The following is a 15,569-nucleotide window of genomic DNA, read 5'->3' on the forward strand; positions in this document are numbered from 1 at the left end:
TGTAACAAGGGCGAATCCGGCACATTATACTAACTGAAATAAAGACTAAACACCAACCAGGAAGTAAGCCGCCCGTGAGAACAGCATATAAATCGGCTGAATCAGATCAAATAAAGGATCAAGTGTCACACGACGTAATGGCGGAAGAAAGACGATCAGCAAAAAGATAAAGACCGACCACTGCTCAAACTTCATTAACTTAAGTCGCATGCTGCGCGGTGCAAGGTCCTCTAGTATACGATACCCATCAAGCGGCGGCAGCGGAATCAAATTAAACAAGAATAACAGAATATTGTACATGATCAAGTAATGGAAAAATATTTTCAGCGCCAACTGAACACGATCTACAGCATTAAAATCAACCCAGCCAAACTTTGCGCACAAATGAAGCACCAGCATGCTGATAAAAGCAAGCAGCAAGTTACTGATCGGTCCTGCAGCAGACACAATAATTCCCATCAGACGCGGATTTTTAAAATTGTCGCGATTGACTGGCACAGGTTTAGCCCACCCAAACCCTGCGATAACAAACAATAACGTACCTAACACATCCAAATGTCTGGCTGGGTTCAATGATACGCGGCCAAGCATTTTGGCTGTCGGATCTCCGAATTTCCATGCAAAGAATGCATGAGAAAACTCATGAACTGTGAATGCAATCATGAGGACCAACAGCAGAAAAGGCAGTGTGTCTAATGGTACTGCAAAAAAGTTGTTCCAATCTCCCATGAACTCTCCGCCTTCCCTTATGCTTTACGTGCAACAAATGCGACCCAATCATCGTCGCGATTTGTCGCTTCTATGCTAAATCCACTTTTCACTAACGCATCTGCAACCAACTGTTCTTTGTTCTTATAAATGCCAGAAGCAATGTACAGGCCGCCAGAAGCTAATGCTTCATAGACATCATCCACAAACAACAAAATAATTTCTGCCAAAATATTAGCGACGATGATCTGGACAGGCAGCTGCACACCAAGGCGAGCGGAATCCTCTGCTTCGCTAGTCTTGATCACTTGCAGCAAGTCGCCTTCTCGAACCGTAACCTGCTCACTTAAGCCATTCAGCGTGACATTTGCACCCGCAATGCCAACAGCAACCGGATCCAAGTCGATAGCAAGCACATGACGAGCTCCGAGCTTTAAGGCGCCAATCGCGAGTATGCCTGAGCCAGTGCCAACATCAATAATATCCTCACCACCCTGAATAACATGCTCAAGCGTACGCAAGCACAATGAAGTCGTTGGATGCGTTCCTGTGCCAAAAGCCATGCCCGGGTCTATCTCAATAATACGCTCATCTGCATGAACCGGCTCATAAGTTTCCCATGTGGGCTTAATCGTTAAACGTTCGGATACACGCTGCGGCTTGAAATATTGCTTCCATGCATCAGCCCAATCATCCTCATGTACTCGCCGCCAGCTAAGCGTAGCAATTCCAGGATCAATGTCATAGGTTCGAAGCTCTTCGATCCGATTGTGAACCTCATTGTGTATATCCTCTAAATCGGAGCCTTCTGCAAAATAACCTTTCATAACCGCTTGACCTTCAGGTATATCGTTTAACGGCTTGTCGTACAACTCGCCATAAGAAGTATCCCGTACTTTATTTAGCGTACCGGACTCCTCGATACTAACCCCACCTGCTCCTGCCTCATGCAAAAAGTTGGAGATCATTTCTGTCGCTTCTTCTGTTGTATGTATCGTCAATTCATGCCAATGCACGGGTGGATATCCCCCTTTAAACAGCTCATTCTAGATTGGAATCTTTCCAATCTGCTTATCCACATCCTTATTATTCTACACAAAAAGCAAACTCCTTACAACGACAGCAGCTTTTGCATATGCATGCTGACGTGTAAGGAGTTTGCTTGGACTTTATTATAGGAATCGTGTTCAGCTAGGGAAGCCGCTGTGGTCTTGAATAATGACCTGCACCCGCTCCCACATCTGTTGCGGCACTTCTGCTTGCAGCAAGTAAGCTCCAACCTCTGGCGAAGCCTGAACTTCTTCTGTCATCCGAACGGATGGCAGCCGTAGTGACTGCAGCTTAATCTCGCACATACGGGCTTCATCCGCATGGTTGAAGTGCGCTTCTACATAACTCATTGTTGGTCAGCGCGTGTATTTGCTTGTTTAGCACGTTTTGCAGCAGCAAGATCTGCTGCATCTGCTTGATCAGCAGCAAACTCTACATCTGTTGCACGGCCAGCGGCTGTACCTGCAACTCCTGCAACCCCTGTGACACCCGCAGCACCTGCAACTCCGGCAGCACCTACTCCGTTAGCCAGTTCAGCGCCGAATTCTGTGTCATTAGCTTGATCTGCAGCAAATTCAACATCATTTGCTTGGGATGCACCAACCTTCTTATTTACAGCTCCAGCACCAAGTAATCCTGAGCCTGCTACAGATGAGTTTTCATTTTTGAATGTCATTTCGGACACCCTCCTTGTTGTAAGTGTAATGGGTTAAACTCATTTCAATTCCGAGTACAGTATTTCCGAGCTTGCTGCTCCATTATGCATTTATTCTTCTTTAAATTATTTCCTTTAATATCCAGTTATAAGGCTATACTTACATTTACTTTGTTAAAATTGAAAAGAGGGTGATTTATCTGTTTGGTGACGGGAAATAATAGTTCCAGTTCTACATTACATATTCAAGGAGTGGACCGATGGTATTTTTAATATCTATCCTTATTATTTTAGCTTTTGTTCTATGGGGATTGTTCGCTCCTCAGCACCTGTCGGAGACGACAGATATGGCACTCTCATTTGCTACGAACCGTTTTGGCTGGTTCTATCTGATCGCCGCTCTAATTATACTTGTGTACTCACTCTATCTTGCGTTCAGCAAATTCGGACACATTCGTCTTGGCGACGATGATGATGAGCCGGAGTATTCCAATATGTCATGGTTTGCGATGCTGTTCAGCGCAGGGATGGGCATTGGACTTGTATTTTGGGGAGTTGCCGAGCCTATTAGCCACTTTATGACACCACCCTCTGGCGAGCCATTGACAGCGGATGCAGCACGAACCGCACTACGTTACTCTTTTTTTCATTGGGGGCTGCATCCATGGGGAATTTATACACTAGTTTCGTTAGGACTTGCCTACTTTACTTTTCGTAAAGGATTCAAAGGGCTTATTAGTTGGACGTTCTATCCCTTGTTAGGGAAGCATGTAAACGGGCCAATTGGCAAAGCGATAGATATTCTGGCTATTATTGCTACGGCATTCGGGGTAGCAACCTCGCTGGGACTGGGCGCCATGCAAATCAATGGGGGCCTTCATCACGTCTTTGGCCTGCCCAGCAACATAACGATTCAGCTAGTTATAATTGCGGTTGTTACCGTTTTGTTTCTAGCCTCATCCATTTCTGGATTAGACAAAGGGATTCGTCTGCTCTCGAATACTAATCTGCTCATGGCGATCGGACTGCTTATTATCACTTTTCTAATTGGTCCTACATGGTTTATTCTGGACACCTTTACCACAACGCTAGGCTCTTACCTGCAAAATATTATTCAAATGAGCCTCCGATTGACGCCATTTTCCGAAAATTCATGGATCGCCAACTGGACACTATTCTATTGGGCATGGTGGATCGCATGGGCTCCTTTTGTCGGCTCCTTTATTGCCAGAGTGTCAAAGGGACGCACCATTAAAGAATTTGTGCTCGGAACGATGCTGCTGCCAAGTGGGTTTAGCTTTATCTGGTTTGCAACATTCGGCTCAACTGCTCTTCATTTGGAAATATTCCAAGGCAAGCCCATCGCTGCAGCTGTCAAGGCAGATCTAACCTCAGCCTTATTTGTAACCTTGGAGAGCTTGCCAGGTGGTACGTTACTGGCCGTGCTGGCGACAGCCTTAATTGTGACCTTCTTTATTACTTCGGCTGATTCTGCTACCTTTGTCCTTGGCATGATGTCCTCTGACGGTAACCCTGACCCAACAGCCGGCATTAAGCTCACTTGGGGCATATTCACCTCATTAATTGCTTCTGTGCTGCTTATGAGCGGCGGTTTAAACGCACTACAGACCGCGTCTATTATGACGGCTTTACCGTTTACCGTTGTGCTGCTGTGTATGATTGTTTCTATATCAAGAGCTCTTCATGACGAGGAGCGCGAGTACCGCAAAAAGGAGAAGCAGCGCCGCAAGAAATTGGATGAACTCCTTCTAGAAAATAACAGCTAGCATATATTCATTTTACGGCCTCTTACGTGTAACTAGCGGATAGATGGCCGTTTTTTGATGTCCTGAACACGATCTTTAACCACTTGTTAATAAAATATTAAAATATGATTGACAATATTGTGAACTTAATTTATAATTTTAATTAACACAAGTATTCTTATTGGAATTTAGTGAATTTAATTATTTACGTCATCTTTTTACCTTCATCACACAAATAACCACTTCGCTTTCTCCCACTTTCATTTCCACCCACGATTGACAACTCAATCTTATACACCTGGTTATGACCTAAGATCCCGATTGCAATTTATTATTGAGGGGAGTGATGTCTATAGAAGTAAGACCGAGATAGTGAATTATCTGTGGCATCGCATCTAGGTACAGTCATCATTTTTACGTGTATAAAATTGATGAATGGAGATGAGAAGCATGAACAAAAAAATTGCGATCTTATTTTTGGGAGCAACATTATTGGTAGGAGCGGCTCCAGTCGGCGCACAAGGAAATCAGCCTGACAAATCACAAGCAGATTTTAGTCAAAAAATTCTGGTTGAAGAATGGAAAGCTCCTGCTAGCGGTTCCACAGAAGAGAAAATTTGGAGTTACTTAAATGCACAAGGAGAAAGCCTCAACATTGCCGGCGAAGCGCAGGATCAACTGCGGATTACGAAGAAACTTGTCGATCCAAAGACAGGCACCCAACATTATCGACTCCAACAATACATTAAAGGAATACCGGTATATGGCGCTGAACAAACGATCCATTTGGACAAGAAAGGCGACATCTCCTCATACTTAGGCAGTATCGTAACAAGTAGCACAGAGAGTCTTGAATCACTTCCGAAGCTTAGTTCAACCGATGCTATCTCGATTGCCAACGCCGATGCCGAGAAGAAAGTCGGCAAGCTGGGCGAACCTCAGAAAACACCAACTGCTACCCTCTACTACTACCCTCTTGATGGCGTAACACATCTCGTCTACTTCACAGAAGTTAACGTTCTTGAACCACAGCCGCTGCGTACACATTATTTTATTGATGCAGCGAGTGGAGACGTTGTGCAAAAGTATGACCTGCTCGAAGAAGTCGCAGCTACCGGAACTGGCGTACTTGGCGATTCCAAAACATTTGAAGCCACCTATGCAAGCGGAGCATATAACTTAAAGGACGCAACACGCGGAAACGGTATCCACACTTTTAGCGCCAACAACTCCAGTTCGTTGCCTGGTACGGTTGTAAAGAGTACAACGACCAACTTTACAGATCGGGCAGCTGTTGATGCACATGCCTATGCAAGTAAAGTCTACGACTACTACTTCAATAAGTTCGGTCGCAACAGCTTGGATGGCAACGGCTTCCTCATCAAATCTACAGTTCACTACGGCTACAACTATAGCAATGCCTTCTGGAACGGTGTTCAAATCGTATACGGTGATGGCAACTCCACTACTTACTATCCATTCTCTGCTGATCTGGACGTTGTAGGTCATGAATTGACCCACGGTCTTACTGAATTTACAGCAAACCTTAATTATTATGGTGAATCAGGCGCTATCAATGAGTCCATTTCCGATATTTTTGGAAATAATATTCAAAAGAAAAATTGGCTGCTCGGTGATGACATTCACCGCCAAGGCAAAGCGATTCGCTCCTTGCAGAACCCTACACTCTACAATCAGCCCGATCATTACAGCAATCGTTACACTGGTTCTTCTGACAACGGCGGAGTTCACATCAACAGTGGTATAAACAACAAAGTATTCTATCTCCTCTCTGAAGGTGGAACTCACTACAACGTAAATGTAAATGCTATCGGACGCGATGTAGCAGCCGGTATCTTCTACCATGCGCTTGTTTACTACTTAACACCAACATCCAACTTCTCTGCACTGCGTGCTGCCGCTATTCAATCCGCGAAGGATCTGTATGGGGCCAACTCGTTCCAAGCAGCCTCCGTTACATCTGCTTATCAAGCAGTGGGCGTTAACTAATCCCTGTTTTCTCCACATAATCGGTTAATTGGGCGACAGCCCCCTTCCTCATTGTCAACCATTTAACTACCAGATAAGGCCGCGTCATCTATCCGGTGCGCGGTCTTATTCTTTGTGACAACAGTCTAATTTGAGACTATAACAGCTAACTCCATCCTTGTTTATTCACAAACACAAACAAAAATAGAAACTAGCTTGTCTTCTTTGGGATCGTATTTGTTCTGTGCGAATATAATAGCAACTAAATAAGTAAGCGCTTACTAAACGTAGATTGGCTGAAAAGGAGGCAAATGATGTTAAGGATGAATGAACGGCTAGGCTTTGATCACAATCAACGCCTTCTAATCGTTAATGCCGATGACTTCGGTATGTGTCGTTCCGTAAACGAAGCTATCAAGCAGTTACTTCAGGAAGAAGTCATCTCATCCGCGACGATTATGATGCCGTGTGCTTGGTCCGAGGATGCTGCCCGCTGGAGTGCTGCTAACCGCCAGTTCGACGTTGGAGTTCATTTGACTTTAACAAGTGAATGGGATGGATACAAATGGGGGCCCGTCTGCCAGAGAAGAGATACTTCTTCCTTGACGACAGAACACGGGTATTTCCCGGCGAGTTGCCTTGTTGTTGAGCAAAAAGCGGAGGTTGAACAGATTAGACATGAGTTCATAGCTCAGATCGAAGCAGCCCTGCACCAAGGAATTGATGTGTCCCACCTGGATAATCATATGGGGAGTGTATATGGACTTGAAACGGGCAGAGATTTCTTACAGCTCGTATTCGATCTATGTTCTGCTTACGATCTGCCGTTCCGTCTGCCAAAAGCAGGTATGAATGTCCCCCCTGAATTAACAGCACTTGCGAAACAACGAGCTGAACAGGCGGGAGAACTAGGAATTATGATCCTCGATGATCTTCTTGGACTACGATATGCGCTTGAGACTGGGGAAACTTATGAGGTGGCCAAAGCATCTATGTGTGCTCTGCTGCGCGGGTTGCAGCCGGGGTTATCTGAGATTATTATACACCCTGCGTACGTCTCTGACGAGCTAAAATCGATTACACCACATTGGCAAAAACGAGGCTTTGAATTTGATCTATTTCGTGATCCCGACATTCGTGAGCTGCTGCGAGAAGAGAACATTCAGCTTGTCAGATGGCTCGATGTCCGTCAAGTCCAACGCAATAGGCTAAAAGAGTAATGATAAGGGATGGTGTTGGATGGCTAAATCACCGCTGCATACAACATTAGCACATAAAGCGGCCTTCACTTCAGGCAATTTTGCCGCCAATCTTATGGCCCAGATGTTCTCCGCCTACATCGTTTACTATTACGTTGATATATTAGGAGTTCGGCCAGTACATGTTGGAATTGTGATGGTTATACACGGGCTGATCGGCGCATTGTTGAATCCACTGTTCGGATATACGAGCGACCGTGTTCGTACCCGCTGGGGAAGACGTGTTCCTTATATCACTTTTGGCCTGCTGCCACTAGCTGCTGTATTTACACTGCTCTGGGTTCCGTTGACATCCGGACCTGGACTAATCTGGTATTTTTTAGTGGTCGTCCTTATCTACGATGTGCTGTATGTTCTTGTTATTCTAAACTACTCTGCCCTCTTTCCTGAGATGTTTGTCTCTATAAAAGAAAGGGCCTCTGCATCCTCCTGGAAGCAGATGTTCGGCATACTTGGCATGATTGCTGGCGTTGCCGTTCCTCCCCTTGTATATGTTACGTACGGTTGGAAGATGATGGGGTTATTATTCGGGTTGATCTCTATCGTATCCTTATCCGCAATTGTATGGGGCGCGCGTGAAAATAAACATGCAGCTGCACCTGCAATTGGCTTCTGGACCGCAATCCGTTATACCTTGAGTAATCGTGCATTTTTAATCTACGTTTTAGGCGGATTTTTAGTTCAGCTTACTTTTGCTCTGCTGCCTGCGGCAATACCCTTTTTTACAAAGTATGTGCTCCTTGAATCTGAACTTGCTAATACCATTATGCTTGGAACCGTGTTTATTACGGCCATACCATTTGTATACTTTTGGGGGCGCCTGACGAATCGTTATGGCCCGCGTGCAGTTATGTTAGCGACTATTATGTGTTATGCAGTATCCTTAAGCCCTCTGCTCTGGGTCACTGCTTCTTTAGCGGCTTATATCACTTCAGCAGGGATCGGAATTGGATTAGCCGGCATTATCGTGCTGTTAGAAGTGCTGTTGGCGGAAGTTATTGACGACGATGAACGTCGCACTGGAGCACGTCGAGAAGGGATGTATTTTGGCATGAACGGTTTTATTATACGATTTGGCGTATCGCTGCAAGCCGTTATTATGAGCGTTGTTCTGGAATACAGCGGCTATCATGCACAAGCCACAACTCAACCGGATACAGCGATTGTAGGAATACGTCTGATGCTGGCTGGCATTCCAATTGCAGCACTGCTGCTGTCATTGATATGTTTCTACCTGTATCCCATACGCGCAGGACACACTGATAGTACTCGATAAGAAATTGGTGCTGACACTGCATATTTATCTTCATTTTTTAATTTCAAGTTCAAAACAAAAAGCCTCCCCCTACAGGTTGTAGACCTGAGGTAGAGAGGCTTCTCTAATATAGAGATGACATTAGTCTCCGCGGAATGCCCGTTTCATACGATCAAAAAAAGTTCCCTCGTGAGTGCCGCTCGGCGCTTCACCACTCACATTTGCGAACTCACGGAGCGCTTCCTTCTGCTCGTCGTTAAGCTTCGTCGGCGTAACGATAACAACTTTTACATGCTGATCGCCATTACCATTGCCGCGCAAATGTGGAACACCCTTGCCGCGTAAGCGGAATTGTGTGCCTGTCTGTGTGCCGGCAGGAATCTTTAGCTTCACTTTATCGTGTAGTGTCGGGATCTCAATCTCATCTCCAAGTGCTGCTTGTGCAAACGTAAGCGGCACTTCACAGTAGATGTCGTCTTCTTCCCGTTGGAAAAATTCGTGCTGCTTCACACGAATGATGATGTACAAGTCACCGCCTGGACCGCCGCGCTGACCGCTTTCACCCTCGCCTGACATACGAAGCTGAGCGCCATCGAATGCCCCTGCAGGAATGCGTACATGTATCTTGCGCTGCTTCTTCATTGAACCCGCGCCGTGACAAGTTCCACATTTCTCACGGATAATCTTGCCGCGTCCTTGACAGCTTGAACAAGCCCGGCGGTTCACCATACGTCCAAATGGCGTATTTTGCACCACTTCTTCTTGTCCGCTGCCATGACATTTCGAGCATGCATCTGGCTTCGTGCCTGGCTTGGCTCCTGTACCGAAGCACGTATCACATTGCTCTGTACGCGGGATTGTAATATCCGTCTCCTTGCCAAAAGCCGCTTCCTTAAACTCTATTGTCATTGTATACTGCAGGTCGCTGCCACGCTGCGGTGCATTCGGGTCACGCCGATTGCCTCCGCCTCCGCCAAAGAACATATCAAATATATCGCCAAAGCCGCCGAAGTCGCCCGAGAAGCCTCCTCCGCCCTGATTCGGGTCCACGTGTCCATACTGATCATACATGGCACGTTTCTGGCCATCGCCTAATACGTCATAAGCTTCCTTTACTTCTTTGAACTTATCCTCCGCGTCCGCGGCTTTGTTGACATCTGGGTGATATTGACGGGCAAGCTTCCGATACGCCTTCTTAATATCTTCTTCTCCTGCACCCTTGCTAACGCCAAGCACCTCATAATAATCACGCTTATCTGCCATTATACCACCCCCACTTGCAATACTAGCCCTATTTACCATGTTATAAGCTTATACTGATGATAACAGCCTAACAAAAGGAAAGTCAAAGCCGAGACCTATCCCGGCTTTGACTCTGTATGGAGACGCTTATTTCTTGTCTTCGTCTACGACTTCATAGTCCGCGTCAACAACATTATCCTGCTTCGCCGCTCCGCCTTCTGGCGCACCTTGCTCTGCTTGCGCCGCTTGCTCGTACAACTTCACAGACAATTGTTGCACAATTTCCATCAACTCGTCTGTAGCTGCTTTGATTGTATCGGCATCGTTGCCTTCAAGTGCTTGCTTCACTTTATCTTTAGCTGCGTTAGCTTTGTCGATATCCGCTTGATCCGCTTTATCGCCCAAATCTTTCAGCGTCTTCTCTGTAGTATATACTAATTGGTCAGCGCTGTTGCGGATCTCAACCATTTCTTTACGTTTGTTGTCTTCTTCCGCATGCAGTTCTGCTTCTTTCATCATACGTTCAACTTCTTCATCGGACAACCCGCTCGAAGATGTGATTGTGATGTTTTGGCTCTTGCCTGTACCTTTATCAAGTGCAGACACTTTAACGATACCATTGGCATCAATGTCAAAGGAAACTTCGATCTGAGGCACACCACGTGGAGCCGGTGGAATGTCCGTCAGCATAAAGCGTCCCAATGTCTTGTTGTCGCCTGCCATAGAGCGTTCACCTTGCAATACATGAATCTCTACGCTAGTTTGGCTGTCAGCATAAGTGGAGTACACTTGTGATTTGTTAGTAGGGATCGTTGTATTACGCTCGATCATCTTCGTGAACACACCACCAGCCGTCTCGATACCAAGGGACAATGGCGTAACGTCGAGAAGAACGACGTCTTTTACATCACCTGTCAATACACCTGCTTGAACAGCAGCTCCAAGTGCTACTACTTCGTCAGGGTTAACGCCTTTGTAAGGTTCTTTACCTGTCAATTTCTTGATTGCTTCTTGAACTGCAGGAATACGAGTCGAACCACCTACAAGTACGATCTTCTCGATATCAGCAGGAGTCAAGCCTGCGTCTTGCATCGCTTGACGAGTTGGTCCAAGCGTACGCTCTACCAAATCGTGAGACAGTTCTTCGAACTTCGCACGAGTCAAGTTCACTTCCAAATGCTGAGGCACGCCGTCTACTACGGTGATAAACGGAAGGCTAATCGTAGTTGTCAGCACGCCGGACAATTCTTTTTTCGCTTTTTCAGCTGCATCTTTCAAACGTTGTACAGCAGCTTTGTCTTTACTCAAGTCAATGCCATTATCTTTCTTAAATTCAGCTACTAGGTAATCAATAACGACTTGGTCAAAGTCATCTCCGCCAAGGTTGTTGTCGCCGCTTGTTGCTTTAACTTCAAAGAAACCATCGCCAAGTTCGAGAATAGAAACGTCAAATGTACCGCCGCCCAGGTCATAGACAAGGATCGTATGGTCACCCGTCTTGTCAGCACCATATGCCAATGCTGCCGCTGTTGGCTCATTGACAATACGAAGTACATCGAGACCAGCAATCTTACCTGCATCTTTAGTTGCTTGACGTTGGGAGTCATTAAAGTAAGCTGGAACCGTAATAACGGCTTGTGTTACCGTTTGGCCCAAGTAAGCTTCCGCATCGGATTTCAGCTTTTGCAGCACCATTGCGGATATTTCTTGAGGCGTAAAGTTCTTGTCGTCAATAGCTGTGGAATGATTTGTTCCCATATGACGTTTGATTGAGCTAATCGTGCGATCAGGGTTTGTGATCGCTTGGCGTTTTGCGGTTTCACCGACAACACGTTCGCCATCTTTCTTAAAACCTACAACAGAAGGTGTAGTACGCGCGCCTTCTGGGTTAGGAATAACAACTGCTTCTCCGCCCTCCATTACCGCTACGCAGGAATTCGTTGTACCTAAGTCAATACCAATTACTTTACTCATTTGAAAATAACCTCCCTTTAAAATGGTTCATGTCCTTCATGTGGACTTCAGTTGTCTCTATCGTAATCAACAGCTCACGCTTGACGACACGGACGTTGTTATTAAACGTCTGCCATTAGCCGCTAACTTTGACCATTGCTGGACGAAGTACACGATCTTTAAGCATGTAGCCTTTTTGTACTTCTTCAACGACGATGCCTTCTTCATACTCATCCGATTCCACTTGCATGATTGCTTGATGGAATTCAGGATTAAACGCTTCGCCAACTGTATTCATTGCAGTAAGACCTTCCTGCTCCAATACTTGCTGCAGCTGGCGGAATATCATATCGACGCCCTTCGTGAACGATTCTGTATCGCCACTGTTTGGGTTGGTTGCGATTGCGCGTTCAAAGTTATCCAATATTGGTACCAGTTCGGTTACAAGCTTCAAGGAAGCATATTTCGCCAGATCTTCCTTCTCCTTTAAAGTACGGCGGCGGAAGTTGTCGAAATCTGCTTGCGCGCGAAGGTAACGTTGGTGATTCTCCTCTGCTTGCGCCTTAGCTTGCTCCAGCTCGTTGTCTTGAGCAGCTTCTGCTTGCTCTTCCAACTGCTCATCAACCGTTTCTTCAATCTCCTCTACTTGAGGGGATTGCTCAATATCGGCATTCATTTGATCTTGTTCTGGTTTCAACCCTTTCACCTCCCCTATGTAGTTCACTAATATAACTGTATATGTTGCGGAGTATGATGTCGAATACACATCTTTATCCGATAAATACCTACAATGAAGCATCAAGGATAGCTGTTCAACTCCAGCCCCTAGTCCTATCTATCCCTACTGCATGACATCCGACAGCATCTGCGCAAACTACCGCTTGGATGATCAGCCAGCATCCACACGCATCTTGATGACAGTATGAATTCGCAGTACAGCGGCAGCAACCTCGCTCGCAGCCTTCAAGGCGTGCAGTTTAACAGCTGCTGGATCGACGACACCTGCATCAAATACATCCAACACAGCCCCTGTGTCGCAATCAATGCCAATTGTATCGGTCGCCTCGTGTGCCTGTGCGGCTCTTGCTTCTTCCAGCTTCTCCAGTGGATTAAAGCCAGCATTAAGCACGATCTGTGCCATTGGCTTACGCAGCGCTTCCGCGACAGCGGCAATGCCAAATGCCTCCATGCCGCGCACCGTCTCGCGGTAACGCTCCAAGACGTAGGCTACGGCCAATTCGGCAGCCCCACCACCTGGCAGTATACCGCCTTGTATGGCAGCCTGCAATGCGGCAGCAGCGTCGGCAGCGATACGCGCCCGCTCGCCGACAACTTCGCGCGTGCTCGCGCCAACCACTAGCGTTACCAGCTTATCGCGGGCAGCTGGTGTTGCCGCTTCGGCATCCGGCGCGTATAAGCGTACGCGCTCAAGCCGCTCATCGTAGCAAGCGCGCGCCGTACAGCCGAGCATGCCCGCGAGCGAAGCGACATCCTTTCCGAGCGCGGCACGCTTTAACGGCTTTGCCCCCGTGAGGCGTGCGACACGCTGCACATCGTCACGGTTTACGCGCTGCAGAACCATCATATCGTGGTCCAAGCAAAATTGCTCCGCTTCGGGGTGAATGCCTCGTTCCAGTACGATAAAGCCAACATCAAGCTCGTGCAGACGCTCCAACTGCTCCATGAAATTGGCCCGTAAATGCATGTACTGCTGGAAGCCCGCTTCTGTTGTCAATAGCTGTTCATCCAATGCCTCTGGCTCCAAACTGTCACGCAGTACCAGCACACGACAATTCTCTCTTTCCGCCAGCCATTCTCGTTGCAGCGGCTTCTGCTTGAGCAGCATGCCATTAAACCATTCATTGCTCGCCTTTTCATGGGCAACGACCGTCTCCGCCAAACGGAATCGTGGATCGCGCAATCGTTCCCAGCCGACAGACTTTCCTGCTTCGAGCACAAGGCTGACAATATCAGTCTGTTCTCGCCCCGCGATGTGAACAGCGCGCTGCAGCAGCGGGTCATCCCATCCATCCAGCTGTACGGCACGCTTGCGCAGTTCTTCACTCGCAAAGTCAGCTCCCAATTGGATTCCGGCAACAACTTTTGCGGCTGGCACACCTCTTGTTACTTGATCAACGCCGGCCTGCACAAGCGCACCAGCCAATACGGTTGCCGTAGTCGTCCCGTCGCCAACTTCATGCTGCTGTGCCCTAGCTACTTGAATAACAAGCTTGGCAATTGGATGACTCACATCCATCATTTCCAAGATGGTTACTCCGTCATTCGTTATGATAACCTCACCCTGCTGCCCAACTAACATAACATCCAGCCCTTTAGGACCTAACGTGCCTTCTACAGCTGAACATAATGCTCGCACAGCTTGTGCGTTGTTGAGGAGCGTGGCGTACTTATCATCATTTTCTTGCCATACACTTTGACCTTGAGACATATACGACGCTCCTCCTATTTATTCTTTATCATTTCATGATGATTATCGCTTCTTATTATGGTTCATCAGCGACTCCAACGCTTCATAAACAGTGACATCTGGCCCGAAACTTGATTCATAAGATTCATGACCTTTGCATATTCCATACGAGTAGGCCCCAATAGCCCGATCGTACCTAATGTCTGTCCGTCATACGTATATGTCGCCGTAATTAAGCTGCAATTGGCAATGGCCTCGTGCGAATTCTCCTGACCAATTCGCACTTGTATACCAGTTGGAGATTCCCCCACTACCTTGATTAGGGTCGGTGTTTCCTCAAGCAAATCCCAAATGGTCTTGATTCGATCGACATCCTTAAATTCCGGCTGCGTGAGCATATTGGTTGTGCCGCTTAAATATACCTCGCGGTGTACTTCCTCACCACTCATCACATTCTCAATCATCGCAATCATTTCTTGTGCATGGGAGACATACTTCGTAAGCTCCTGCCCAACCTCTGTATACAATTGCGCCCTAAGCTGAATCAAAGGAATCCCCGTTAGCTTGGCATTTAAAATGTTAACGACTTTTTCCAACTCTGCAGCAGAAACACCAGGTGGAATCGGTACCGTCTTATTCTCCACATGTCCTGTACTAGTCACGATAATGGCAACGGCAGTATCTTCCGATAACGGCAATAGCTGAAAATGCCGCAGCGACGTGTTAAACATTTCTGGTCCTAATGCAATTGAGGTATAATTCGTCAGCTGTGCAAGCACCGTAGACGTATGCTGAACCACCTGTTCCATCGCTGTTATTTTTTCCGCAAACATCGTTTTCAACCGTATGACTTCCTCTGGTGACAGATCGTCCAGCCGAACCAGATGATCTACATAATAACGGTAGCCTTTCTGTGAAGGAATGCGTCCTGCCGACGTATGCGGCTGCTCCAAGTACCCAAGCTCTTCAAGATCCGCCATCTCATTTCGAATCGTCGCGGGACTAAATGCTACATCACCGCGTTTTGAGATGCTGCGTGAGCCTACAGGTTCAGCTGAGCTGATATAATCATCTACAATAGCTGTTAGAATAAGTCGTTGGCGCTCAGTCAGCATGACACATTCCCCCTTCTGTCTTCCTAGTCTAGTCCATACCCTTCTAAGCTTGCTCTTAGTCATCCAGATGCACAGACAGCACCCTATGAATGCCTATTCGGCATATCGCTAGGTGCTTCTTCTTTACTGGTCGTTAGCACTCATCCTCA

Annotated in this window: 13 protein-coding genes; 4 read left to right on the forward strand and 9 right to left on the reverse strand. The window is 46.8% G+C overall.

What is annotated here, in order from left to right; all coding sequences use genetic code 11:
• Positions 1-45: 45 nt before the first annotated feature.
• The 4 genes from MH117_RS10585 to MH117_RS10600 all read right to left on the reverse strand — a co-directional run bounded on the left by MH117_RS10585 (position 46) and on the right by MH117_RS10600 (position 2,434).
• Positions 46-729, reverse strand: a complete 684-nt coding sequence (locus MH117_RS10585) for a site-2 protease family protein (RefSeq protein WP_239328605.1) — start codon at positions 727-729, stop codon at positions 46-48.
• Positions 730-746: 17 nt separating this feature from the next.
• Positions 747-1,724 carry a 50S ribosomal protein L11 methyltransferase gene (gene prmA / locus MH117_RS10590; RefSeq protein WP_239328606.1) on the reverse strand — a complete coding sequence of 326 codons (978 nt, stop codon included), beginning with the start codon at positions 1,722-1,724 and terminating at the stop codon, positions 747-749.
• Between the two features lie 171 nt (positions 1,725-1,895).
• On the reverse strand, positions 1,896-2,108 hold the full coding sequence (locus MH117_RS10595; RefSeq protein WP_239328607.1) for a hypothetical protein: 213 nt from the start codon (positions 2,106-2,108) through the stop codon (positions 1,896-1,898).
• Positions 2,105-2,434 (reverse strand): hypothetical protein, encoded by a 330-nt coding sequence (locus MH117_RS10600; RefSeq protein WP_239328608.1) that lies wholly within the window; start codon positions 2,432-2,434, stop codon positions 2,105-2,107. Before MH117_RS10600 ends, MH117_RS10595 begins: the two co-directional genes overlap by 4 nt.
• Positions 2,435-2,673: 239 nt before the next feature.
• Between MH117_RS10600 and MH117_RS10605 the strand changes: the two genes are divergently transcribed.
• The 4 genes from MH117_RS10605 to MH117_RS10620 all read left to right on the forward strand — a co-directional run bounded on the left by MH117_RS10605 (position 2,674) and on the right by MH117_RS10620 (position 8,703).
• Entirely contained in the window at positions 2,674-4,200 is a 1,527-nt protein-coding gene (locus tag MH117_RS10605) for a glycine betaine uptake BCCT transporter (RefSeq protein WP_239328609.1), read from the forward strand.
• A 429-nt stretch (positions 4,201-4,629) separates the two neighbouring features.
• Positions 4,630-6,189, forward strand: coding sequence for a M4 family metallopeptidase (locus tag MH117_RS10610; RefSeq protein WP_239328610.1), 1,560 nt, complete (start codon positions 4,630-4,632; stop codon positions 6,187-6,189).
• 293 nt (positions 6,190-6,482) lie between these two features.
• On the forward strand, positions 6,483-7,388 hold the full coding sequence (locus MH117_RS10615; RefSeq protein WP_239328611.1) for a polysaccharide deacetylase family protein: 906 nt from the start codon (positions 6,483-6,485) through the stop codon (positions 7,386-7,388).
• A gap of 19 nt (positions 7,389-7,407) precedes the next feature.
• On the forward strand, positions 7,408-8,703 hold the full coding sequence (locus MH117_RS10620) for an MFS transporter (RefSeq protein WP_239328612.1): 1,296 nt from the start codon (positions 7,408-7,410) through the stop codon (positions 8,701-8,703).
• A 120-nt stretch (positions 8,704-8,823) separates the two neighbouring features.
• Here the strand turns inward: MH117_RS10620 and dnaJ are convergent, their stop codons facing one another.
• The 5 genes from dnaJ to hrcA all read right to left on the reverse strand — a co-directional run bounded on the left by dnaJ (position 8,824) and on the right by hrcA (position 15,420).
• Positions 8,824-9,945, reverse strand: coding sequence for a molecular chaperone DnaJ (gene dnaJ / locus MH117_RS10625; RefSeq protein WP_239328613.1), 1,122 nt, complete (start codon positions 9,943-9,945; stop codon positions 8,824-8,826).
• A 126-nt stretch (positions 9,946-10,071) separates the two neighbouring features.
• Positions 10,072-11,898 (reverse strand): molecular chaperone DnaK, encoded by a 1,827-nt coding sequence (gene dnaK / locus MH117_RS10630; protein WP_239328614.1) that lies wholly within the window; start codon positions 11,896-11,898, stop codon positions 10,072-10,074.
• Between the two features lie 115 nt (positions 11,899-12,013).
• Positions 12,014-12,553 (reverse strand): nucleotide exchange factor GrpE, encoded by a 540-nt coding sequence (gene grpE / locus MH117_RS10635; protein ID WP_239328726.1) that lies wholly within the window; start codon positions 12,551-12,553, stop codon positions 12,014-12,016.
• A gap of 213 nt (positions 12,554-12,766) precedes the next feature.
• The gene (locus tag MH117_RS10640; RefSeq protein ID WP_239328615.1) at positions 12,767-14,326 is read right to left on the reverse strand and encodes a TCP-1/cpn60 chaperonin family protein; all 1,560 of its coding nucleotides are present in this window, start codon (positions 14,324-14,326) and stop codon (positions 12,767-12,769) included.
• Positions 14,327-14,391: 65 nt separating this feature from the next.
• Entirely contained in the window at positions 14,392-15,420 is a 1,029-nt protein-coding gene (hrcA, locus tag MH117_RS10645) for a heat-inducible transcriptional repressor HrcA (RefSeq protein WP_239328616.1), read from the reverse strand.
• Positions 15,421-15,569: the final 149 nt, after the last annotated feature.

Origin of the sequence: Paenibacillus sp. ACRRX (genome assembly GCF_022346885.1) — a bacterium.
Lineage (GTDB): Bacteria > Bacillota > Bacilli > Paenibacillales > Paenibacillaceae > Paenibacillus_B.

Coding starts and splice junctions, on each gene's coding strand:
- MH117_RS10585 (WP_239328605.1), bottom strand. CDS start 729: ATGGGAGATTGGAACAACTTTTTTGCAGTACCATTAGACACACTGCCT.
- MH117_RS10595 (WP_239328607.1), bottom strand. CDS start 2,108: ATGAGTTATGTAGAAGCGCACTTCAACCATGCGGATGAAGCCCGTATG.
- MH117_RS10600 (WP_239328608.1), bottom strand. CDS start 2,434: ATGACATTCAAAAATGAAAACTCATCTGTAGCAGGCTCAGGATTACTT.
- MH117_RS10605 (WP_239328609.1), top strand. CDS start 2,674: ATGGTATTTTTAATATCTATCCTTATTATTTTAGCTTTTGTTCTATGG.
- MH117_RS10610 (WP_239328610.1), top strand. CDS start 4,630: ATGAACAAAAAAATTGCGATCTTATTTTTGGGAGCAACATTATTGGTA.
- MH117_RS10615 (WP_239328611.1), top strand. CDS start 6,483: ATGTTAAGGATGAATGAACGGCTAGGCTTTGATCACAATCAACGCCTT.
- MH117_RS10620 (WP_239328612.1), top strand. CDS start 7,408: ATGGCTAAATCACCGCTGCATACAACATTAGCACATAAAGCGGCCTTC.
- dnaJ (WP_239328613.1), bottom strand. CDS start 9,945: ATGGCAGATAAGCGTGATTATTATGAGGTGCTTGGCGTTAGCAAGGGT.
- dnaK (WP_239328614.1), bottom strand. CDS start 11,898: ATGAGTAAAGTAATTGGTATTGACTTAGGTACAACGAATTCCTGCGTA.
- grpE (WP_239328726.1), bottom strand. CDS start 12,553: ATGAATGCCGATATTGAGCAATCCCCTCAAGTAGAGGAGATTGAAGAA.
- MH117_RS10640 (WP_239328615.1), bottom strand. CDS start 14,326: ATGTCTCAAGGTCAAAGTGTATGGCAAGAAAATGATGATAAGTACGCC.
- hrcA (WP_239328616.1), bottom strand. CDS start 15,420: ATGCTGACTGAGCGCCAACGACTTATTCTAACAGCTATTGTAGATGAT.